Annotated in this window: 22 protein-coding genes; 7 read left to right on the top strand and 15 right to left on the bottom strand. The window is 51.7% G+C overall.

Annotated elements, in window-relative coordinates; translation table 11 throughout:
- Positions 1 to 7 precede the first annotated feature (7 nt).
- From K7P01_RS08725 to K7P01_RS08715, 3 genes are all read right to left on the bottom strand, one after another.
- A complete protein-coding gene (locus K7P01_RS08725; RefSeq protein ID WP_267291916.1) occupies positions 8 to 409 on the bottom strand; it encodes a DUF1398 domain-containing protein in 402 nt (133 codons plus the stop codon).
- 70 nt (positions 410 to 479) lie between these two features.
- Positions 480 to 581 carry an AraC family transcriptional regulator gene (locus tag K7P01_RS08720; RefSeq protein WP_267292376.1) on the bottom strand — a complete coding sequence of 34 codons (102 nt, stop codon included), beginning with the start codon at positions 579 to 581 and terminating at the stop codon, positions 480 to 482.
- Between the two features lie 18 nt (positions 582 to 599).
- A complete protein-coding gene (locus K7P01_RS08715) occupies positions 600 to 2,324 on the bottom strand; it encodes a DUF6597 domain-containing transcriptional factor (RefSeq protein WP_267291914.1) in 1,725 nt (574 codons plus the stop codon).
- A 634-nt stretch (positions 2,325 to 2,958) separates the two neighbouring features.
- Here K7P01_RS08715 and K7P01_RS08710 point away from each other — a divergent pair.
- Positions 2,959 to 3,345: a DoxX family protein gene (locus K7P01_RS08710; RefSeq protein WP_267291912.1), complete on the top strand. Its 387-nt coding sequence runs from the start codon at positions 2,959 to 2,961 to the stop codon at positions 3,343 to 3,345.
- Positions 3,346 to 3,391: 46 nt separating this feature from the next.
- Here K7P01_RS08710 and K7P01_RS08705 read toward each other — a convergent pair whose 3' ends face one another.
- Positions 3,392 to 3,949, bottom strand: coding sequence for a GNAT family N-acetyltransferase (locus tag K7P01_RS08705; RefSeq protein ID WP_267291909.1), 558 nt, complete (start codon positions 3,947 to 3,949; stop codon positions 3,392 to 3,394).
- Positions 3,950 to 4,061: 112 nt separating this feature from the next.
- Between K7P01_RS08705 and K7P01_RS08700 the strand changes: the two genes are divergently transcribed.
- Genes K7P01_RS08700 through K7P01_RS08690 form a run of 3 tightly spaced genes read left to right on the top strand, consistent with a single transcriptional unit; the run spans position 4,062 to position 5,571 of the window.
- Positions 4,062 to 4,562 (top strand): RNA polymerase sigma factor, encoded by a 501-nt coding sequence (locus K7P01_RS08700; RefSeq protein WP_267291907.1) that lies wholly within the window; start codon positions 4,062 to 4,064, stop codon positions 4,560 to 4,562.
- Positions 4,549 to 4,878 (top strand): hypothetical protein, encoded by a 330-nt coding sequence (locus K7P01_RS08695; protein WP_267291905.1) that lies wholly within the window; start codon positions 4,549 to 4,551, stop codon positions 4,876 to 4,878. The genes K7P01_RS08700 and K7P01_RS08695 overlap by 14 nt, the downstream gene beginning before the upstream one ends.
- A gap of 27 nt (positions 4,879 to 4,905) precedes the next feature.
- Complete coding sequence (locus K7P01_RS08690) at positions 4,906 to 5,571, top strand: Spy/CpxP family protein refolding chaperone (RefSeq protein ID WP_267291903.1); 666 nt, start codon at positions 4,906 to 4,908, stop codon at positions 5,569 to 5,571.
- Between the two features lie 85 nt (positions 5,572 to 5,656).
- Here the strand turns inward: K7P01_RS08690 and K7P01_RS08685 are convergent, their stop codons facing one another.
- Entirely contained in the window at positions 5,657 to 7,438 is a 1,782-nt protein-coding gene (locus K7P01_RS08685; RefSeq protein WP_267291901.1) for an ABC transporter ATP-binding protein, read from the bottom strand.
- A gap of 211 nt (positions 7,439 to 7,649) precedes the next feature.
- Here K7P01_RS08685 and K7P01_RS08680 point away from each other — a divergent pair, with 211 nt between their 5' ends.
- Both K7P01_RS08680 and K7P01_RS08675 read left to right on the top strand, forming a co-directional pair.
- Positions 7,650 to 8,375 carry a carboxypeptidase-like regulatory domain-containing protein gene (locus K7P01_RS08680; protein ID WP_267291899.1) on the top strand — a complete coding sequence of 242 codons (726 nt, stop codon included), beginning with the start codon at positions 7,650 to 7,652 and terminating at the stop codon, positions 8,373 to 8,375.
- 12 nt (positions 8,376 to 8,387) lie between these two features.
- The gene (locus K7P01_RS08675) at positions 8,388 to 9,410 is read left to right on the top strand and encodes a transglutaminase domain-containing protein (RefSeq protein ID WP_267291897.1); all 1,023 of its coding nucleotides are present in this window, start codon (positions 8,388 to 8,390) and stop codon (positions 9,408 to 9,410) included.
- Between the two features lie 91 nt (positions 9,411 to 9,501).
- Here the strand turns inward: K7P01_RS08675 and K7P01_RS08670 are convergent, their stop codons facing one another.
- The 8 genes from K7P01_RS08670 to K7P01_RS08635 form a co-directional block, all read right to left on the bottom strand.
- The gene (locus tag K7P01_RS08670; protein WP_267291895.1) at positions 9,502 to 10,746 is read right to left on the bottom strand and encodes an SPFH domain-containing protein; all 1,245 of its coding nucleotides are present in this window, start codon (positions 10,744 to 10,746) and stop codon (positions 9,502 to 9,504) included.
- 13 nt (positions 10,747 to 10,759) lie between these two features.
- Positions 10,760 to 10,891 carry a hypothetical protein gene (locus tag K7P01_RS08665; protein WP_262899258.1) on the bottom strand — a complete coding sequence of 44 codons (132 nt, stop codon included), beginning with the start codon at positions 10,889 to 10,891 and terminating at the stop codon, positions 10,760 to 10,762.
- 409 nt (positions 10,892 to 11,300) lie between these two features.
- On the bottom strand, positions 11,301 to 12,350 hold the full coding sequence (locus tag K7P01_RS08660) for a DUF5018 domain-containing protein (RefSeq protein ID WP_267291891.1): 1,050 nt from the start codon (positions 12,348 to 12,350) through the stop codon (positions 11,301 to 11,303).
- Positions 12,351 to 12,518: 168 nt separating this feature from the next.
- Positions 12,519 to 13,292: a hypothetical protein gene (locus K7P01_RS08655; protein ID WP_267291889.1), complete on the bottom strand. Its 774-nt coding sequence runs from the start codon at positions 13,290 to 13,292 to the stop codon at positions 12,519 to 12,521.
- Positions 13,293 to 13,760: 468 nt separating this feature from the next.
- Entirely contained in the window at positions 13,761 to 14,192 is a 432-nt protein-coding gene (locus tag K7P01_RS08650; protein ID WP_254085921.1) for an SRPBCC family protein, read from the bottom strand.
- A 93-nt stretch (positions 14,193 to 14,285) separates the two neighbouring features.
- Entirely contained in the window at positions 14,286 to 15,053 is a 768-nt protein-coding gene (locus tag K7P01_RS08645; RefSeq protein WP_267291886.1) for a ThuA domain-containing protein, read from the bottom strand.
- 192 nt (positions 15,054 to 15,245) lie between these two features.
- Positions 15,246 to 16,868, bottom strand: a complete 1,623-nt coding sequence (locus tag K7P01_RS08640; protein ID WP_267291884.1) for an NADP-dependent glyceraldehyde-3-phosphate dehydrogenase — start codon at positions 16,866 to 16,868, stop codon at positions 15,246 to 15,248.
- Positions 16,869 to 16,987: 119 nt separating this feature from the next.
- Positions 16,988 to 17,806, bottom strand: coding sequence for an SDR family oxidoreductase (locus K7P01_RS08635; protein WP_267291882.1), 819 nt, complete (start codon positions 17,804 to 17,806; stop codon positions 16,988 to 16,990).
- 94 nt (positions 17,807 to 17,900) lie between these two features.
- Between K7P01_RS08635 and K7P01_RS08630 the strand changes: the two genes are divergently transcribed.
- Entirely contained in the window at positions 17,901 to 18,245 is a 345-nt protein-coding gene (locus K7P01_RS08630) for a winged helix-turn-helix transcriptional regulator (protein WP_267291880.1), read from the top strand.
- Positions 18,246 to 18,272: 27 nt separating this feature from the next.
- On the opposite strand, the gene K7P01_RS08625 is transcribed toward K7P01_RS08630, so the two are convergent.
- A complete protein-coding gene (locus K7P01_RS08625; protein ID WP_267291878.1) occupies positions 18,273 to 19,802 on the bottom strand; it encodes a sensor histidine kinase in 1,530 nt (509 codons plus the stop codon).
- A 163-nt stretch (positions 19,803 to 19,965) separates the two neighbouring features.
- Positions 19,966 to 22,242 carry a cation:proton antiporter domain-containing protein gene (locus tag K7P01_RS08620; RefSeq protein ID WP_267291876.1) on the bottom strand — a complete coding sequence of 759 codons (2,277 nt, stop codon included), beginning with the start codon at positions 22,240 to 22,242 and terminating at the stop codon, positions 19,966 to 19,968.
- Positions 22,243 to 22,254 lie beyond the last annotated feature (12 nt).

The following is a 22,254-nucleotide window of genomic DNA, read 5'->3' as shown; positions in this document are numbered from 1 at the left end:
AATGCTTTTATTTCGATGACCGCGTCGGGATCTTTTCGGTTAGCACAATGTTGCCGTGGCGATCGTAGTAGGTGCAGGTTCGCAGATCCATGCGCACGATCCACTTGCTAACTCCCAACGCTGCACACTGTGTACAAAAGGTAGGGAAGTCGGTTTTACCTTGTTGGTGTGCCCGAAGATCAGCTTCGAATTGTTGAGGATCGATGACGTTGGCAATTGCCTGCGTCGCATACCGGGCCGATGCCGTAATTTCATATCCATCTGTACCGTGGTATACGGTGTGGCCATCAGCGATAAATGTCTCATACCATGCCAGCCCGAAGGCTTTGAGGTTCTCGAAATACTGCGGAAAATCCGCGCCGCTTTTGACCTTTGCATGCGCGGCCTTGATTTGTTCTAGCGTAAACATAAATGTTTGATTTTTTACGATGTAAAGGTCGCTGCAGCGAAGGACCCCGGATTGTAAAAAATCGTTTTTCTCAGCGTGACTCCGAAAAGAATGCGTCAGGTGTTTCGCCCGTAAAGAATTTGAAGGTCTTACTAAAATGAGCTTGATCGTAAAACCCCGCTTCATGCGCCAGGTGTGTAAGCGACGGCAGCTAGCGATGGGTCTTCAGAATGTGCTGGAATCGTACCAGCGCAGCAAATTTCTTTGGAGACGTGCCCACCGCCTGTCGGAAGCGCTTCTCCAACGGGCTTTGACTGATATTGAGTTGCGCTGCCAGGTCGGTCATTCGCAGATTGCCCTGGCACTGATGAATGAATGCGAGCGCTGTTAATACAAGTTTGTCGGGAGCTGTGTTGCGCATGCGTGTCAGTAGAAAACGTTCCGTCAGCGTTATACGTTCCTGATCTGTTCGTGCTTCCGCCAACTGCTGTTCAAGGACCAGTAATTCCGAGCGAAGCATAAAATTGTCCAGAGACACACTCTCGTCAAAAAGCTCATGCAGCGGCATGTTAAAAAATGGTGCAGCTCCGGCCTCTTTAAAATAGACCAGCACTGTGCCGGTATGTGCCACGTTGCGAAATACCCGTGGCGTTTCGTGCAGTCCCGTAATGCCCGCAGTAGACAGGGAATGTACATCGGCATTCTCAACACGCACCAGCCGCCCACGGTACTGAAAACCAATGACCAGGTTTGTGCTGGGTAACACCTTATATTCTTTTATCTCTGCCTCTTCGGAGATTATAAAAGAAGATACGTAGGGCTGTAATGCATCACACGGTATGTAGGTCGCGACAGGCAAATCAATGTGGGTTGTAGACAAAGATACAGCATTTTGGGTATTGTAGTTTTGCGAAGGCGCCGGAACGGCATAACAATACACACTGGCCACCGGCCACTTCGTTGGAGCTTCTTTCGCTGTGTACACATACCGTACCTCCGGATCCCGGTATCCTTGCGGCGATACGTCTGGATCCTGAACGATATTTTTCGGGATCACGTCATTCGTTATTTTTATTTTATGTTCTTCTGTTCCGTTACCACCGTTACCTTCATCAGAAGTTTTATCTTTTCCCTGCAGCGCCATGATTTTAGCCGCGCCAAACCGCGGTACTTCTTTGATTTTTCCATTTTCCCGAAGCGATCCATATTCGATTCCAATGGAGAGCATTAACGTCCAACGATCATCGGGTGGAAGCAAATCCATCGCCAGTGCCAACGTTGTACTTTTTATTCCTTCCAGTGAAGGGTTCCAGTCCGTCGATATCGCTGTCGAATGGTATAGCTTGCTGTACCAATCGGGCGGCAGATACTCCTTGGAAGGCACATCAAACGTTATGTCCGGCACTATACCGAGTGTGACCGTCAGGCGAACCATGGCATGGTTGTTCTGTGGAAAATAATTGATGTCGCGCAGCAGCTCTGGAATATCAATGAGGGCCGAACGATTGGCACGATCCATCGTATAGTATACCGGCGCGCGCACGATGGAGTCGAAGCTGGGCGCTTTGCGAACAGTCGAAAAACCTTCCAGCAAGCGTGTATGTTCGGAGAGCGTAATGCGACGACGCCCCCATTCGCCGGTGCCATCGCGCAGCTGTACCTGGCGCATCACACTGTTGATGTCGCTGCCGAAATTATAGTCTGATAGATGTCGGATTTGAAGCATGGCCATTCGTACATAGCTGCCGTGACGCGAGCAGCCACCAAATTCCGACATGGTGCGGCGTGTGTTCGCAAAGCTGGCGCCCGTCTTAATTTTTTCACGGCTCGGACCGCCTTTGCGCCGGACGACGATCTTGTCGACGCCACGCATGCGATACGCGCTTAACATGTCCAACTTGCCGGTAAAGGCGAATGGTCCTTCGAGAAAAGGCATAATTGCTTGGTTTTAGGGTAACGAGAGGGTTTTAGACAACGACCCAAATTTCAACGGTGTCTAAATCGAATGTACAAAAAAGACCAGCATCTGACTATATACTAAATAAATTAAATTTTAAAGAAAAGGTTATTTCTAATAGATATTCAATAGCTATATAGTAATTGAATATCTATTAGAATAGACTTAATGAACTATTGGATATCTATTGAATATCCGGGAGGTTGAAAGACATGGCACTGGATTTTTCGGGTTCTTTTAGCAGCATTGGCGAAAAAAACTGAATTTTTCTTGATTTCCTGCATGGGGACAACGGCAACGGCTGCTGGCGCGAGCCCTACCGGCAGGCAGGAACGCTTGTTTGCTCCCTGCTTGTCGGGACGGACGCAGACTTGCGTTAAGTCCCCATCTTATCGGGTGCCCGCCCTGGGGTCAGCCTCCAGACTGGCGGAACCCCACGTTGAAGGTCGTCGCCGTGGGGGATAACAGTTGCTCTCAGCCGAGGTCGACACATCTGTCTCTACCGTATAACGAGGTATATTGATGGGCAATAGCCGCGAAAGATACAATCTGATTTCATATTCATGCAGCCGGACTGTATATTGTTATAACTCCTGGCCTATAATTTATCACGATGACCTCCAAGACCCTCTTCGACTCAACGCTTATTCTTCGCGTTACGCTCTTTATCATTCTTATCACGCATAGTATCCCCGGTATGTTTAACGGTGGCGTACAATCTTTTGGTCAGGACTATCTGAATGCCATAGGCTTTGCCCCGCTGGGTGTTCCATTGGCGTGGGCTATCAAGCTTTCACACGTGGTGTGTGCGGTGGCTTTATTGCTTCGTCGCTACGTTCGGGTTGCTGCTATTATTACCATCGCCATTCTGGTTATGGGGATTATATTTGTCCACTACCCGGAAGGTTGGTTTGTTGTCGGTGGTGGGCGGAACGGGATGGAGTATAATGTATTGTTGATTAGTGTTCTGGTTTATCTGATGTTGATTGAACGAAAGTGAATATACGCCAGCCTGAAGACGCGCGCCGGATGCTATATTCCAGAAATCAAACCTTTCGGATCATGACATTTCTTCGTGTGCCGGCTTTCTTGACGAATTCAAAATCGACGTCCTCAAACGTCCTCGTGAAGCCCATAAACCGGTAGCTGGGTGAGCTGGGTTTTACGGGATAAGCTTCGATGTATTTTGCGCCGTTCTTTTTAGCATACTTGCGCGCGTGCTCGATCAATTGTGGTACGAGGCCTTGCTTGCGATATTCTTTTTTAATGAAGAAGCAGGTGATCGACCACACGTCTTCATCTTCCAGGTTGTCGTCTCCGCCTAAGCGTAGATGACTGTCCCGTGGCGCGATGGAGCACCAGGCTACCGGCGCTGTGCCCACGTAGCCAAGCAGGCCGATGGGTGTTTTGTCGGTGACGCGTTTCTGGATATACTTTTTGCGGTCGGCGGAGTGGTTGTTCTTTAATTCCTCTTTTGTCATACGCCAGACCATGCACCAGCACCAGCTGGGGGCGCCTTTGGATTCAAAGAGCGCTTCAAAATCCTTCCAGGTTTTTTTGTCGACAGGCTTTACCTTTAGCGTCTGTGCTTTTGTTGAAGGCATAGCGGTGGGGTTTAAGGCAAGCGTGCAATTTTCATTCCCGGGGTCCGAAAAAAATAATTGGCGCCGGGTGTCATATGAACCGCCCTGTTGGCCGACTAACAGACAAAATTGTATGGAAAAACACTTGCTTGAACAATACCTGGCCGATCACCACCGCGAAGCCTACCTGTGGGCGCGGCAGTGCTGCCGGTATGACGACGAGCAGGCCAAAGACGTACTGCAAGCAGCATGTCTGAAGATCTGGGAGGGGCGTGCGCATTATAACAACCAATCCAGCTTCCGCACCTGGCTGTTCGCGGTGATCCGCTATACAGCCCTGGACAGCCTGCGGGAGAAGCACCCGGCAATTGTCGACGAGCCCGGTGACCACCTGGGGCTACACGCCGATGAACCTCCGGAGGAGCCCGTCGACTACGAGGCGCTGTTGCAACAGCTGCCCGCGCGCCAGGCCCAGGTACTGCTGCTGGCGTTCTACCACAACATGACACTGGAAGCCATCGCCACAGTGATGGATATCAGCCTCGGGACCGTACGAACACATTACGACCGTGGTAAAAAACAACTCAAGGAACTGCTTTCACGAACCAGGGTACAAGACCATGGAAGACGATAAAATACTCGAATCCTTTTTTGACGGCATGAAACAGGCCGATGCGCAACGCCCCGTGCCGCCGCTCGAAAAGCCCACGCCGGTCAGGCGTCTGTGGTCACCGGGCATCCGCTACTCCGCTGCCGCGGCCGTAACGATCTTCCTGGTGGCTGTGCTATATACGGTACGGAAAAGGGCACAAGAACCAACCGCACAAACGAGGGATGTCGTGATCGAGGTCGGGCAGAGGAGTACCCCAACCGGCTCCCTCGTGGATATGCCCGAACAAACCTTGTCCGAGTGGACATCGCCCACCAGCTCTTTGTCAGAAGATTTTTAACAAAACTATAGATAAAAAGAAGAAGTTATGAAAAAACAAACGCTTATCCTGCTCATCCTGCTGGCGGCGACGCACGTCGTATCGGCGCAAGATATATTCCAACAAAAACTGTATGCGCCGGAGCTGGTACTAAAGTATCGCGAAGAGGCGGGCCTTTCAAACGACCAGGTCGAGAAGATCAAAACGTTATACAACAGCGAGCTCACGGTCTACAACAACAAGAAATGGGACCTCGATGCTGCCATGGTTAAGCTGGAGCAGATGATCTCCGTGCCCGCGGTAGACACCAAGGCTACCAATGCCCAGCTGGAAAAGTGCCTGACGTTGGAGACGGATATCAAGAAGATGAAGCTGTCGATGCTTATCGCGATCAAAAATCTGCTAACACCGGCGCAGCAAACCAAGCTTGATGCTCACAAGGACGAGCCCATGCCCGAGAGCTCCATCACGACATTGCTAAACGAAAATCAACGCGTAGTGGTGCGGGTGAGACCCGGTTCGGAGGCCAGTTCAAAGAAGCCATTGTATATCATCGTAAACGGTGACAATAAAAAGACGGCAGACAGTATGCCGGCCGATATCAATCCTGAGAGCATTGAAAGCATCGAAGTTTTGAAGGGAGAGTCCGCTACTTCGATTTATGGCAAGGGGGGAGAAAACGGTGTGATCATTGTTAAGCTCAAAAAGAAATAACCGGATCACGGTTGGATAGTAAAGAAAAGGCCGCCCTGCGAAGGCGGCCTTTTCTTGTGATAGTATCAGGTTTTTATTTCACGTCTTAGGACAGCGGTACGGGCGAGGCTTTCGCTGCTATAACAGAATCTTTCTCGCCGATTTGCTGACGCCACATCGCGTAATACAAACCTTTCTCTTGTAACAGCGCTTCATGTCGTCCGGATTCAATAATGTTGCCGCGCTCGAGTACAAAGATCTTGTCGGCGTGCATGATCGTCGACAGGCGATGGGCGATCAGAATGGTGATGTGGTCGCGTACGGTGGAGACGTCGCGTATTGTCTCTGTGATTTCTTCTTCGGTGATCGAATCCAGCGACGAGGTTGCTTCGTCAAATACCAGGATGTCGGGTTGACGCAGCAGGGCGCGTGCAATGGAAAGACGTTGCTTTTCGCCTCCGGAGACTTTTACGCCGCCTTCACCGATGACAGTATCCAGGCCCTTGTCGGCCCGGGCCAGCAGCGACTGGCAGGCGGCCTTCTGTAGTACGTCCATACATTCTGTGTCGGTTGCGCCCGGGCGTACGAACTGCAGGTTTTCGCGAATGGTGCCGGAGAACAGTTGTGTATCTTGTGTGACGAAGCCGATCTTCTCGCGCAACGCATCTAAATTAATATCCTTGCCGGGCACGGTGTTGTACAGAATGGTTCCTTCCTTCGGCGGGTAGAGTCCTACCAGCAATTTGACGAGTGTCGTTTTACCCGATCCCGATGGACCGACAAAGGCAATTGTCTCGCCGGCGTGTGCCGTAAACGATATATCTTTTAATGCCGCGGTGCTGGCGGAAAGATGTTGGAAACTGACGTGATCAAATCGAAGGGTGTTGATCGTTCCTACTTCTATCGGATTCACTGGTTTAGCTTCTTTCGGCAGCGTCAGGATGCGGTGGAAGTTTGCCATGGACACTTCCGCTTCGCGGTATGCCAGGATCACGTTGCCCAATTCCTGTAATGGGTTGAAAAGAAAGAACGAGTAAAACAGGAAGGTAAAATATTTACCGGCCGACAGCTCATTGTCGAAGATGAGGATGAGCAGGATCACGACCATGACACTGCGCACAAAATTTACCGTAGTGCCTTGCAAGAAACTCATGCCGCGTACAAACTTCACTTTTTTAAGCTCTAACCCGAGAATCTTGTAGGTCGTGTTGTTGAGTCGCTCAATTTCCTGCTTGGCCAGCCCGAGGCTCTTCACAAGCTCGATGTTCCGCAGCGACTCCGTGGTAGAGCCGGCCAACGCGGTGGTCTCTTTTACGATGTCTTTTTGCACCACTTTGATCTTGCGGCTCAGCGCCCAGCTGGTGAGCGCAATAATAGGAATGGCGGCGAAATATACCAGTGTCACCTTCACACTCACGGTAAGCGAATAGATGATTACAAAGACCATGGCCACCATGGACGAGAATAAGACATTGATAAACGAGGTAATAAACTTTTCCGAGTCGGTACGCACTTTTTGCAAAATGCCCAGCGTCTCGCCGCTGCGTTGGTCTTCAAAGGTCTGGTAGGGCAGCTCCAGCGAATGCTTCAAGCCGTCGGCATACATGCCGGCGCCGGACTTTTGTACAACGATGCTGGTGAAATAATCCTGCAGATTTTTGGCAATGCGCGATACCATTGCGGCGCCCATCGCCAGGGCTACCAGGTAGAGCACGCCCTGAATAAATTCCGCCCGGCCCAGGGCGGTGCGGCGCTCAATAAAGCGGTCGACGATACGCCCCGTGATGTGGGGATCGAGCAACGAAAAAACCTGGTTGACTGTAGCGAGAAGTAAAGCAATGGCAATCAGTCCCTTATAATTCCTAAGGTAGTGTAGCAGTAGTTTCATGGTGGTATGTAGGCCTAACGGGCAGACAACATGGGCAGAACGATAAAAATTTCCAAACCGGAGAAAAAATATCGCCTTCACAAGCCTTAAAACACACCAGCAGGGTGCCCGATGCCGAAAATATCCGGTAGGCGCTGCCTATTTTCAAAAAAAAGACAGATGCCCCGTATGGAATCGGCCGCCGCGGCGCATCCTGGTATAAAAAAACGATATGAAAAAAAGCGTTTCTTTATCCATCCCGCGGCCATGCGCGGAGTCCTGGAACAACTTCACCCCGACGCCCGAAGGCGGGTTTTGTGGCTCTTGCCAAAAGACCGTGATTGATTTTACCCGCATGAGCGACCGGCAGATCCTGGACTATCTGGCGAAGAAACGAGTCCATACCTGCGGCCGTTTCCGCGCGGACCAGCTGAAGACGTATACCTTTCCCGAGCCCAATAGCATTCGACCCGGATTTACGCTGCTGCGTGCGGGCGTTCTCGGCTTACTGCTGTTATTCACCGGTCGTTCCGCGAGCGCTAAGAATACTGTTCCGGTGATGCCTACTGTAGAAATGACGCAGAGCGCATCGCACCCCATTGTCGGAGTAGAGCCGATGGCGCGCGCGGAACAATGGATAAAAGGCGTTGTGCGTGATGAAACGGGAGAGCCCCTGCCGGGCGTGTCGGTCATCCGGAAAGGAACAACCCAAGGTACGAATACGGATGCCGATGGACGATTCGAATTTCCCTACGAGCTTAAGGCTGGTGATGTGTTGACGTTTAGCTTTATCGGCTATACTTCAATCGACTATGTCGTACCCGAAACTGCGCCTGACGATGTGAAAGTTTCCCTGCCGGTTGACATTTCACTGGAGATGGATGTTGTAATCATGGGTGAGCTGGTGTCGGATGCGCCCTATAGCGAGACACCCGCACCCATCGCACCGAAACGCTGACGCTATACTTTCATGTCGGTATTGATGCGCATCTTATTCCTTGTGATATGCAGCCTGCTTGTGCCCGTGGCTCTGGTGGCGCAGCAGGCGCATGTCACTCGGGTGCAGTGGGCCAGGGCCGACAGCGTCGCCGCGTGTTATTCGGGGCATCCGGTAACAGATCTAAAGGTTCTTTCCGACAAGCTAACCGTGCCGTTGGCGACGGATGACGAGAAGTTTCGCGCTATTTATACCTGGGTTTGTACCAATATTGAATATGACTACACTCTGTTTAAGACCAATCAGCATCAAACGTTTAAACTGAAGGATGACCCGGTAGCATTGGAAGCGTGGCGGCGTCCGTTTAGCCAACGGGTTTTCCGCGAGTTGGTCCGCCACCATCGAACGGTATGTACGGGCTATGCCTATTTGCTGCGAGAGCTGGCGCATCATGCCGGCATCCATTGTGTCATGGTACACGGGTATGGTCGCTCGGGGCAGGTAAACGTCCGCGGTGACGGCTATGCAAATCACTCATGGAATGCCGTGCAGCTAGGTGGGCAGTGGTACTTGTGTGATGCCACCTGGTCCAGTGGTTCGATCGACGCTTCCCTGGGTATTTTCATAAAAGACTATAATGACAAATATTTTCTGGCCGAGCCAGCCTTGTTCGCCCGGAATCATTATCCCCTCGATACTGCTTACCTTTACCTGCGTGAGAAACCTTCACTGCATGACTTTCTCTATGCGCCCATTATTTATAGCAATATTTACGATTATAAGACCATGCCGCTGATTCCATCGACCTTTGACGTCGATGTTGTGAAAGGGGAGCCTGTTATGTTTGAGTTTAGAAAAGGAGCGGGTGCGGAAATGGATCATGTTACGGTACGGAAGGGCACTTCATCGGAAGATGTTGTGGTGGTTCCTGTTGGCGGTTCTGATAACAACGATCGTTATTTTTTTGATTATACTTTCAACACACGTGGGCGGCAGATTGTTCATGTATTGATCGATGATCAGTATGCATGGACGTATACGGTGCATGTGAAGTAAGTGTTTATGATGCCGTATTGTTGTAAACATAAAAAAGAGCGGAGGGTGACTCCGCTCTTAAGAGGTCTTTTTGTGATACGTCAGCCGGATGTTACTGACCTGAAACGTTCGTGTTCTTCATGTCGAGGGCGAAGTCCTTGGCGGTTTTCGCGGTCATGATGTCCATGAAGTTCAGGGCGCCGTTAGTGGTGGTGCCACCGCCGGTTTGGAACTGAGGTACAATCGCGCCGGTATATTTACTGAAGGCATCTGCCCAGACCTTTTGTACTTCTACCTGTGCCTTTAGCTTCATCTCGAGGGCACCGTCGGCGCGCATGATCCTGGCGCGGGCGTACGCCTGGGCGTCGGCCAGCTCTTTGATCTTTTTCGCTTCCAGGATGGAGGCATCGTAGGCCACCCGCTGTTGCAGCTTTTCCTGTTCCGCTACTTTTACCTTGGTCTCAGCTTCTACGACCTGGCGGGTCTGTTCCTGCTTTTGCTGGTACTCGATCTCCACCAGGGCTTGCTCACCTTTTGCTTTCGCGGTCAGTGTTTGCTGCTGGGCGGTCATGAGCTCCTGCTTCGAGATAGACGACTTGGTTACGGCGTCGATAATCTTCTTCAGCTTTTCGTCCACCTGGTCTTCGTAGTCCACGTCGGTAATGGCGGCGTCGGCAACCGTGATACCATACTCTTTGATCGATGACTGCTTACGTTTCGGCGCGGCGCTCTTTTTGTCGTATTGGATCTGCGTCTGGTATACGCGCTTCGGTTCTCTTTCCAGCGAGTCGAATACGATGTTCTCCTCTGTCTTCAACAGGTATACACCTTCTTTCAGCTGGTCCATAAAATCCTGCGCCATTTGGGCGCGGCCACCACCGTAGTGTTTTTCGCTGCTCATGAGCTGTGCAGACGACTGCAAGCACTCCTTGGTGTAGGGCGCCAATCGTTTTACGACAAGCGACTGCGGTGTGCGGTGCGTGTTGTGGATCAGGATCATCTCCTTCTCGTCAGAAGGCAGAATGAACTGGGTGATACCTTTCACGTTGGCCGTGGTGGCATCGCTGAAGCGGACCATGATCTGGCCGACCTCAATGCCGTTGTCTGCGATATCGAGCTGGGCGTTTTGGTCCTGGTATGTCACCGAGATCTGGTTCGGCCATTCTTTTTCTTTGGCAAAGAAGCCGGCGTAGAAAATGCCGGGGGCAAACTGTACGATCTGCTCGCCCGTGGTGCGCTCAACAACGGTTCGGTTACCGGCGTCGTTCCACGAAAACGGATTGACGGTCAGGAAAAAGATGAGTGCCAGGATGGCCACTACACCGATAATAATGGTTCGTTTGGTAAAAGGATTCATGTTTGTTTTGTTCTTAATGGTTGTTGTTAGGTTTGTTTTCGTTTTCTTTTTTGTTTTGAAAATGGTTTGTCAGCAATAGGATCACAGCGTATCCTACCAGGCCGAACACAGCCAGAAAGCCGACTGCCAGCGCGAGTCTGATCATATACTACATTGATTTGTGAGGTGACAAGAATGTCGATGCGTGTTGACGATCCAACACGGTATGCCGGCTAGCGCCGGACGTAGAACGGTATACTCCGGGAATTGCCTGCTAAAGTTGAAAATGGTATCAGTTTTGTTATCATCTAATGTTGTGTATATACTTCTATTCTATACACTCCCATAAACGTTTGGGAAGTGGCGCGGGATGCGGGTTCGTCGTACTATTTTTATTTTCAACGCGTTGGTTACCTTTTAGGGCTGCCATCGGGCACGTCCGGAAGTGCACAGTTTGTTTCGCGTAAGGACAAGAAAACCCGTGAAACGGGCCAATTTGAGGCGTAGCCAGTGGGTAAAAAGCAAAAGAAGGCAGCTCATTGAGCTGCCTTCTTTTGTATCAGTCTATATTCTAATTATTTACAGTCGTATCCAAATGTCTGGACGGGCGCGCCGCCAAGGGTTCGTGTCTGTGGAAGGTTGTGGTCATTGTAGGTGTACAAAACCACTACATCCTCATCATCGCCGTCCTTATTTATTGCGCGCGTGACGTTGTTTTTGCTGAGAGTAAGATTGTTAAAATACTCATCGTCGTCGCCTGAAAAACCAACCTGTGCATACGGGTTGATTTTGTCATCGTACTCAAATGTATTGCTCCATTCCACATCCTCACCATCTCCGTAGCCGTCCATCTGTGTAATGTTGTCATTGGTGTAGGTAAATGCCGCGGAGTCAAGTCGTGCACCCCCTTCTCGCATGGAATGATAACCCCAGCTGGTGATGCGGCCGCCGTCGAGGTGGTAGAGATAGTAGTGCTCAGCTTCAAAGTCGGTGTATTGGGAGTAATACATTTCGGTAATGGTATTGGTACCATAGGTGAAAATGGTATAGCTGACCATTTCGTCACCGCTGAAATTATTTACACGGCTAGGTTTGCCGTTGGCATACACGAACTCTGACCGGTAGCCTGTCTCACCTTCTTCATCATAAGCCTGGTAGTTAACTGTAGCCACCGTGAGGTCAGTGTTGTACGTGATCTCCATCATGGCTTCATCGCCTGGCAGCAATGTGGGATAGCAACTAACCTCGCCTTCCTCTTCCACTGTGACCGTCACGGTATAAGCCTGTTTGCTGCCGTCTTCGGCTGTCACCGTATAGGTGACAGGGGTGGTGAAATTTTGCGCTATACCGGATGTGGGGGAGACGCCGGCGTCTTCTGAAATTTCAACGGTAGGAATGAGCGCCGTTAGGTTGGTGCCGGCGGGTACCGTGGCTTCAATGGTTTTAGCTGCGTCGTTGATGGTAGCCGTCACCACAGGAGTGAGGCCGGCGAATTTAAACGAAGTAATACTTTTGTCCGTGCTTTTGGGGTCCGCCGGGGCGCTGTCGTCGTCTGAACATTGAAAACTGGTAACGGCTACCGCCGCCAGTATAACATAACTAAGAAATCGTTTATGCAGGTACATACTTTTGGGATGAAAAAATAATACCCTAAAGATGCCTCAAAGGATCACGGTTTTACGTGTAAAATCCCAGTAGACCTTACATTCGTGGAAAAACAGTCTTAAAATATCAATCGCACGCGTATTCAAAATTCAAGGTCTGAATTTCGTCCGTCTACGGTGAAGGTCAAATTAGTTGCAAGCGTACGAAATGGTTTGGGCCGGATCTTCCAGGATTCCGCCCCAGGTTATTGCCCGTGTAACGGGGAGACCATCTGCATCGTACGTATAGGTGAAGTTGTCGTGATTGGTGTGGTCCCCATCATGGAACTCCATGCCGGTGACGTTATTCTTGCTGATGTTGATGGGTTTGAAGTATTCGTCGTCTTCGTCGTTTAGCCCCGCCAGCTTAAAAGGATTGGTTTTATCGTCGTATGTATAGAGGAAGTAATTCTCGATGTTCTCGCCGGGGCCATAGCTGTCCTTTCGCGTAATGTTTTCGTCGGTGTAGGTAAAGACGACTGAGTCGCGTCGCGTCAATCCGTTGTGCGGGTTGTGATCGGCCCACGCCGTGATACGGGTACCATTCAAGTAGTAAACGATACGGGAGTCTTCTTCAAAATGATTGGAGCCTTTGGTAAAGTGGGATTCTGTGATCGTGCCGTTGCCATACGTAAATGTATCATAAGCTTTTGTCGCGCCGCCCTGCATCGTGTTTATGCGTGTAATCTTGCCGTTGGCGTAGAGGTAGGACAACTGGTAGCCGGGGGTGTCGTCTTCGGCATAGTTTACGGTCGAGATCTTTTTGTCGGCGTTGTAGGAAATGGTAAGTGTCGATGTATAGCCGGGTAACGTGGTCGGTAAGCAGGGAGTTGCTTGTTGGCTCTGGTCATCATCATGGTTGCAACGAACGAATGCCACGGTGGCGGTAGCGAGCAGTATGTAACAGGTGAATTGGCTTTTCATGGTAACGTAGTTCAGTAGGGTAGAATTTTTACAATGGTGCAGTAACGCAATTACGGTTTTCTTTGTGGGTATAACGTTGATTTTGGCGAAATAATGTATGGGCGGTATATACTATAAATTAATGTATATTTCGAGTGTTCCGATTTATACAAGTTTGTTGCTGCTATGGACTTTTACTACCCCTGGCGCGACGGTGTAACCGGTGTATTTGTATGGTGCGCGACTTCCTCCACCCGAAACGGGCCTTCCGGTAGGCAAGTCCAAGCCTCGCCCGTCACCGGAATGGATACGGCGTAATTGGAGCATGGTGCGCACACGTATCCAGGCTACCTCCGCGTGACCGGGACCGGTCAGCGCCTGACGATTTTTTGGAAGGCATGCAGTCGCGCACCCGAGGTTATTACCCCGGGTGATAGAAAATAAATATGTTGCGAGGGAAAAGGGCCTGCCTACCGGAAGGAAGGTTTGCTAGTTTTCGGCAAGCTCTTTGATTTTTTGTGTAGCATTGTCGCCAAATTCTTCGGAGGAGTCGAAGTAATCCTGCCCTTTTGACAGCACCTGAAAATCGCCAATGGTTACATGCAGCTCAGTTTGTCCACCTGTTTCTTGCAGGGTGTATGTATAGGCGATGTCGTAGGCTTCTGCCGGGTTCTCCCAATCGGAATTGTATAGGTTTAGCTTCAGGCGTTTGTGCGGTTCGAAATCGGTAACGGTCAGTACCACAGACTTATCTTTCATCGTCCATTTGATCTCGGTACCGCGTTGCAGTGGGGTGTCTCCAAAGTCTTCGGGCAGGTCGTCCCAGCCGCGAATAAACACGGGGAGTGTTAGGATATCCCACACATCGGCCGCCGGTGCGTCGATGGTTATATCTCTTTCAACAATCAATTGTTTGCTCATGTATCGTTTTAGCGTTATCGACCTATTGGGTCGTTGCCCCTGGTCTGTGGCTTCGTAATGTTACGATACATTTTGAAAAAAACGTGTACGTATTTATGATTTACGTGTTTTTTTTCCGGCGGCCCAGAGGATGGCGTTGCGAACCAGCACGTTATAGGCCGGGTTCCGAAACAGGCTGGGGTGGTGGCCCATCAGAATATAAATATTTCGTGCTTTCATGGCCGGGTTGGTCCAAATGACCGGGTGGTCGCCCATGGTCGTATCAGTCCTGGGGTTGTACGTCGACTCGTCTACGCTGGCCAATACATGTACATTGGGTCGCGGATTTTTATCGTAGGTATACCACTCCTCCTTGTCGATTACAAACGTAGCCGGCAGGCCCTGCATGGCCGGGTGTTTTTTATCTTCTACCGTTACCCGTCCCGACGCGAGTTTGGCCACATAGTTCTTCCACCGGATGCCGCCCATGAACCCGGAAAACCAATTCCACATGGGGTAGCCGTCAAACTCGCCCAGCAACGTGGCGTGGTGAAAGCCCACCCAGCCGCCGCCGTTGCCTTCGGCAATATATTTTTCAAATGCTGCCGCAGCGGTTTCCGTCCAGGTATAGGGCGGGTAGTTCAGTTGGATAAAAACCTGGTATTGAGCCAGGCAGGCATCGTTGATCTTTTCGGTGTTGTTGATAACGTCGAAGGTGAAGTGATGCACGGCGGCCAGGGAGTCGAGCCAGGCGAGGCCGGCGACGACGTAGGGCTCGTGAATGCCGCCGCGCTCGGTAAGGACGAGGGCGCGGAAGGTTTGAGCGTGGGCTATGGAAAGGGTCGTGGCTAAGAGGAGGAGGCAGGTGACGTTACGGATCATGGTAACAAGAAAAACACAATTGGCTACTATTGCCAGCCTCTGGTGTAAAAACTGTTGTTCGAAGACGTTGCCGGGCACCACGCCAGTCTGAAGACTGGCACCATGCTGGGCACAAGTCTCCGCCCCGCGGCGGGGCTAAGACTTGCGCCAGATGTGCATTTGCAGGGCTTCCCAAGGTATAATCTCCAAACGCTACAGAATATAATCGGTGCTCAGGAAGTTGGACTCGTGGTTGCGGACGATGTCGTTGACGAGCTTTACGTTTGTGTCGGTCATTTTGGTGGCGACCAGGGAGCGGATCGAGAAGGAGCGGAGGGCATCGTGTACGGAGAGGGTGCCTTCGGCGCTGTCTTTGCGGCCCGTAAACGGGAAGGCGTCGGGGCCCCGTTGACTTTGGCTGTTAATGTTGACGCGGCTTACCTGGTTTACCAGCGGGTCGATGAGGCCGGCTACTTCTTTGGCATCGTTGCTAAAGATACTTACCTGCTGACCGTGGGGCGACTCGATGAGGTATTCAATGACTTCTTCCACGTCGTCGTACGGCACCACGGGAATGACGGGACCGAACTGTTCCTCGCGGTATAGCTTCATGTCTTTGTTTACCGGGTATACGACGGCCGGGAAGACAAACGACTGCGCTGTCGCGCCACCGTTCTCGTTGACCACGCGGGCGCCATGGGCTTCTGCATCCGCAATGACTTCCCGCAGGTAGTCGGGTTTGTTGGGCTCCGCTACGGGCGTGATGTTGACGCCTTTGGTCCATGGCAGGCCGATGGTCAATTTAGATACGGCGGTGCTCAGTTGAGTCAGGAATTGATCGGCGATGGCGCGCTCTACGAATACAATTTTAAGCGCGGTGCAGCGCTGACCGTTGTAGGAAAGTGTGCCGGTGATGATTTCGCTCACGGACAAAGGCAGGTCTGCATGTTTTGTGACGATGGCGGCGTTCTTGGCGTCGAGGCTGAGCACGGCGCGCAGGCGGTTGATCTTCGGGTGGCGCTTCTTGAGGTCGTTGGCTACTTTGCTGGAGCCGATGAAGGCGAGCACGTTGATCTTGCCGCTTGCCATTAGCCCCGGTGTTACGTTGGCGCCGCGACCGTATACGGTGTTGACAACGCCTTTCGGAAACGACTCCTGGAATGCCTTCAGCAACGGATAGTGTACCAGCGTGCCGTGTTTCGGTGGCTTGAACAACAGTGTGTTGCCCATGATGATGGCGGGAATGAGCGTGGTGAACGTTTCGTTGAGCGGGTAGTTGAAGGGACCCATGCACAACACCACGCCCAACGGCGAGCGCCGTACCTGCGCCACCACGCCTTCGCGGACTTCAAACTTCGACGACTGACGGTCGATATCTTTCAGCTCCTCGATGGTGGCGTTGATATACTCTACCGTGCGGTCAAATTCTTTTGCTGAGTCGGCGTGGGACTTGCCGATCTCCCACATGATGAGCTTCACTACGAGTGTGCGTTGCTCGCCCATTTTCTGTACAAACCGTTGCAGACATTTAATTCGGTCGCTTACACTCATGGTGGGCCACTCGCCGCGACCGTTGTCGTAGGCTGCCAGGGCGGCCTCGAGTGCTTCGTTGGCTTCTTTTTCACCGCCGATCGGATAGGTGCCGATCAGCTTGCGCTGAAGGCCCTCCGGGGTGGAAATGTATACCGGCGAATATACTTCGCTGACGGGGCCGTCCCACGGTATAAGCTCACCACCACTGAGGTACTCGCGCTGGTGGATCGGTTCCAGGCGGAACTCCTCGGGTATCTGCTCTTCTTTTACAAAGAGCGCCCCGATCTGTTGTTCAAAATTCATACGTTGGGGTTTATATCACGCGCAAATAACTGTCATTTCTCCTGCATTAGTTCCGACTGAATTGATTTTCATAGTTTTTTGTTTGAATTATGCTATAAATTCCCAGGCTACATGGACGCTCATGCATACATGGCATCGATCTTTTCCAGGTATTCTGCCAGCGGCAGGCTGTTACGCATCGCGATCATGGCCGCGGTATCTTGTCCTACCGGTGTACGAAATTCCTGGTTGGTGCCCGTGGCCACAGCATAGATTTGTTCTACAATCTCCTGCGGTTGTGTGAGGGAGTAGCTTTTGTTTTTTACAGCGTCAAAGACTTTGTTCAGGCGTGCATTGACAACGTCGTAATCGCGTATGGTGCCGCTTGTGGGCAGGTTGATCTTGTTCGTGAAGTCGGACGCGAAGCCACCGGGCTGCACCAGGCGCAAGTGTATGTTGTAAGGCTTCAGCTCATAATACAATCCTTCGGTGAGACCTTCCAGTGCAAACTTCGACATGTTATAGAGCGAGCCCAGCGGCACTGCCGAGAGAAAACCCATGTATGAGCTGATGTTGATAAACATGCCACCGCTGTTCGCACGGAAGTGCGGCAGAAAGGCGCGGATGACGTTGATCACGCCGCGCACGTTGACGGCATATTGATGGTCGATCGATTCTTCCGATACCAGTTCCAGCGCTCCATATATACCGTGGCCAGCATTGTTTACGACGACGTCAATCTTGCCAAAAGCCTCGATAGCGGCCGCGGCGGCCCGTTGTGCCTGGACGGGATCGGTGACGTCCAGGGGAATGACGCGGATATTGGGATTCTGTTGCAGCTCGGTTTCTTTTTCGGGAGAACGCATGGTGGCGGCTACCTGCCAACCCCGGTTTGCAAAATGAAGCGCCGCGGCGCGGCCCAGGCCAGTACTGGTACCGGTAATGAATACTGTTTTCATGATATTTTCATTTTTGTAAGGCGAAGGTACGGGGCAATTGGTATACATTTGTAACCGGTATACTGTTGTATACCGGTAGAAACTTTTTTGAACGATGCCGCGTACACTGCCAAAACACGCCACTGCCGAGGATATGAAATATGTACAAGATACACTGTACGTGATCAGCGGTAAATGGAAAATGATGATCATCCTGGCCATTTGCGCCGGGAATAATCGATTTAAAGAAATTCAACGGGCGATTCCGGATATTACGCCGCGGATGTTATCGAAGGAATTAAAAGAGCTGGAGCAGAATAAGCTTGTGGTTCGGAAGGTGTATGATGAGTCGCCTGTGTTGATTGAATATGGGACGACGCCGTATTGTAAGAGTTTTGGAGCGATTATTCACGAGATGATCCGGTGGGGGAAGGAGCATCGGAAGATTATTAAGAGATAATTTTCAGGCTACGGCCGTGGATGAGATTTATAGTGTGCTTTGAGAATTTCTTAAATATATCTTAAAAGTAGTCCCTTGCCCCGGGGTGCTTTCTATTTCGATTTTGCCGCCCATGGAGGTTACCTGAGAGCGGACGAGGTACAGGCCCAGGCCTTTGCCGTCGATTTTGCGGTGGAAACGTTTATATAGATTAAAGATGTCTTTGCCATGTTTTTCCAAGTCGACGCCCAGGCCGTTGTCCTCTACGGTGAGTACGATCATGTCGTCCTGGTGTAGCGTACGGAGGTGGATGGCGGCGGTGCGTTCGGGCGAACGGTATTTGATGGCGTTGCTGACGAGGTTGAACAGGATACTGTCAATATAGGGGGCGACGGCGTAAAGCTGGGGAGCGGCGGTGAAGTCGTAAACAAGGCGGGCCTGGGTTTGTTCGAGCTCGCGGGCGAGCATTTTTTCGGCGCGGTCGAGGGAGGTGTGAAGGTCTACGAGGGAGAAGTTGCCGGTGTTACGCCGCAGCTCAAGGATGACGTTAAGGTCTTTGATGACTTCGTCCAGGTCGTTGGCGGAAGTGAGGATCTGTTCTCGTAAGGTTTTTTGTTCTTCTTTGTCGTCGGTTAACTCTAAGAGCATAGCGATGCCCATGATGCGGGCGAGCGGCGCGCGCAGGTTGTGGGCGGCAATGAAAGAAAATTGCTCCAGCTGGTGATTCTGGTCGATGAGCTCGCGGTTGTTTTGTTCGAGTGCCTGTGTACGTGCGCGGACTTCGTCTTCGAGTTTGTCGCGGTGTGTGGCAAGCTCTTCCGTTTGTGCGATGATCTCTTCGTTCTGTGCGGCCAGCTCGCGTGTGCGTAGCATTACCTGATGCTCCAGCAACGTGTTCTGGTCTAGTAGCATGGCGTTGCGGGAGGCTTCGGTCTCGCGTAGCTTTTCCCCCAGCATAAACGACTGCCGTGTGCGCCAGGCCGTATACAGTAACGTGGGAACGCAAAGTATAAATAATAAAATCTGTAGTCGCAGGTTGCGCGTCAGCGCGGCTTCGTAGCGGTTGTGTTCGCGTGCGTGCACCAGGTCGGCAAAGGCTTTGATATTTTTTTCACATTGCTCGTATTGAAACCACAGTGTGGCACCACGGTCTTCGAGAAACAATTTTGTGAACTCGTCGCGCCGGCCCTCGTCTACCAACTGGCGCATGTAGAAGGTAAAGGCGACGTAAGCGTTGATGGAGTCGCGCAGCGCATGAAACTGCGTCATATCGTAGTGCATTTTTTTCAACGGTACCTCCACGTTATCGAAAATGCTGTCTTTCCAGGCGAGGGCGTGGCTCATGGGGGTGCCCAGCCGATCTTCGGGCACCAACGCGTAGCCGCGCAGTCCCAGGTCTGCAGCCTGAATGATCATCCGGCCGATGTGATCGTAATAGAGCTTGACGTGCTCGGTTTCAGCCTGCAGCGCGAGGGACTCGTGTAAAATGGTGTTATTATGTTGCGTGAACGTAATGTCCAGCACCAGCAGCAGTGAAATGGTGGCCACTGCCAGATATATCCTTGTGTTAACTCCCATCGGACAGGTCTTTCCAATAAACGTATTTTAAGTTACGAGATTTTGGGAAAGTACCATGCGGAGATTTTGGCCCCCGAGCCCGGCGGCGACAAAAGATGTGCTAATTGGCGGAGGATCAAGCGTCTACATGCAGGGAAGAACGGATATAAATAGCCAGCCCGGATCAGGGTTTTACAATGAACGAGGACGGCGCCTCGGAGATCCACTTGCTTTCTTGTTCTACGGCGGTCGTCCAGCTGTCGAGGCTGATCACGAGCAGGTCGCAGGAGGCCATGAATTCTTCGCTCAACGCGCTGTCATCGTACACCGCGATGTGATTTGGCGCGGTTTGTTCGATGAGCCTGATCGTTTCGCGCAGCTCGTGGTGTTGTTTGACGAGGCCTTGTTTGTCGAGAATGACGACTGAGGCATCGCTGTTGTGTATAAACTTCTGCGCATAAAAGATCAGGAAGCTGTCCGATGTGGTGAAGATCGGGATCAATACTTTGCTGATCTTTTCAAACCCTTTGTCTACAAAAATGCCCACGGGCAATTTGCTGGCGCGCAGGATGCGGCGGTTGCGTTCTTCGAGGATGGCCTTTTCAAAAAAGCGCTCGCGGCCGGCCAGCGTACCGATGAGCCGCTCAGGGTTGATGATGCGCGTGGTGAAGCCAAAGACGGTACCCAGGAAGCTGCCTTCGAATACAGAATGGCTGATGCCGATGATGAGCAGATCGAAGTTACCGAGGTTGGCGGTTTCGACGATCTCGCGGTCGATGTCGGCGGTGGGCTTGAACCAGGTGATGACGGGCATGTTCAACTTGCCGGCTTCGGCGTTGATGGGCTGGAAGCTTTCCTGTTCATATTCCTCGACGTTGTATTGGTTCAATTCGTTGGCGGGGGAAAGGTGCAGCGCCGTGACGGATGCGTTCGAGACCGAGCGTTTGATCAACCCATGCACCAGGCGCAGCATGGAAGCGCCGCGGTGTGGATTGCCAAACGATAACAGGATTTTATACTTACCGGCTTTGTCGGTGCTGCCGGGTATAGGCGGTGTCGGGTCGGGATAGAATTTGTTGATGAGATCCAGCGCCGGGCCTGTCATGCAGGTCGTGACCAGCGCCATGATGACCAGCATGGCAAATACTTCCGGTGTGAGGATGCCGAGGTCGTAGCCGATGTTAAGCACGACCAGCTCCATGAGTCCGCGCGTATTCATGAGTGCGCCGATGCCGAGGCTGTCGTGCCACGACTGCCCCACAAATTTTGCGGCCAGTGTGCTGCCCAGGAACTTACCGGTGACGGCCAGCAGAATGATGATGCCACACAGCTGCCAGGCAGCGGCGTCGTTGAGCAAGCCGATCTGTGTACGTAACCCGGTGAAGACAAAGAACAGCGGCAGTAACAATACGAGTGCTACATCTTCTACTTTTTCGATAAAGATCGTGCGGAAGTTGAGGTTCGGCGGCATGATCACGCCGGCGAGAAAGGCGCCGAACAAGGCATGGATGCCGATGATCTCCGCGACGTAGGCGGATAACAGCAATGTCAGGAAGAACACGGCAACGATGGGTTTGCTCAGACCCTCTTTGGTCGAGTATACATCGCCGATCTTTTTCAGGAACGGCCGTACGAGCTTGAGCATGGCGATGACATATACCACGGAAATGAGTAAGGTATAAACAGTGCCAATGAAGTTGCCTGCCTTTACGATGGCGATGACGGTCGCCAGGATACACCAGGCGGTTACGTCGTCGGCCGCGGCGCAGGTGATGGCGAGCGAGCCAAGTTTGGTTTTACTCAACGATCGTTCCTGGATGATCCGTGCCAACACCGGAAAGGCGGTAATGCTCATGGCAATGCCCATGAACAACGCAAAGGAAACGAACGGTATGTCTTCCGGCGCATAGCCTGTATAGATAAAATAGGCCAGGCCCAATCCGAGTGCAAACGGCAGAATGATGCTGACGTGGCTGACGACGACCGCCTCGTGTGCTTTATTTTTCAGTACGTCTACGTCGAGCTCCATGCCGATTACAAACATAAACAGGATCAGACCGATCTGGCTGAGGAATTGCAGGTTGGGCAGTGACTGCGCGGGAAAAAGAAGGGCAGAGACTTCGGGAAAATACATACCAACCACCGAAGGCCCAAGAAAGATACCGGCGGCAATTTCGCCGATCACCATGGGTTGTCCGATCCGTTTACAGATATATCCAAAGAAGCGTGCTACGAGAATGATGGTAATGATCTGCAGGAGCAGAATGGCCAGGGGGTGGGTGATGTTATGATGTCCTGCGTCGAGAAATTGTTGCCAGCCTGACGGCGCCGGCGTGGTGACTTCGGTCTTGACGATGGAGGCGGGCTCTTGTTTTTTGCCCTGTTCCATGACGACGTACAGAAATGCGGAGAAGGCGCCTGTGATGATGACGTAGAAGATGATGTTGCGTAAATTCTTCATGGCGCCAAAAGT

Source organism: Parachryseolinea silvisoli (assembly GCF_021190955.1).
In the GTDB taxonomy this organism is placed as follows: Bacteria; Bacteroidota; Bacteroidia; order Cytophagales; family Cyclobacteriaceae; genus Ohtaekwangia; species Ohtaekwangia silvisoli.
This window is presented reverse-complemented; position numbering and strand designations above follow the sequence as displayed.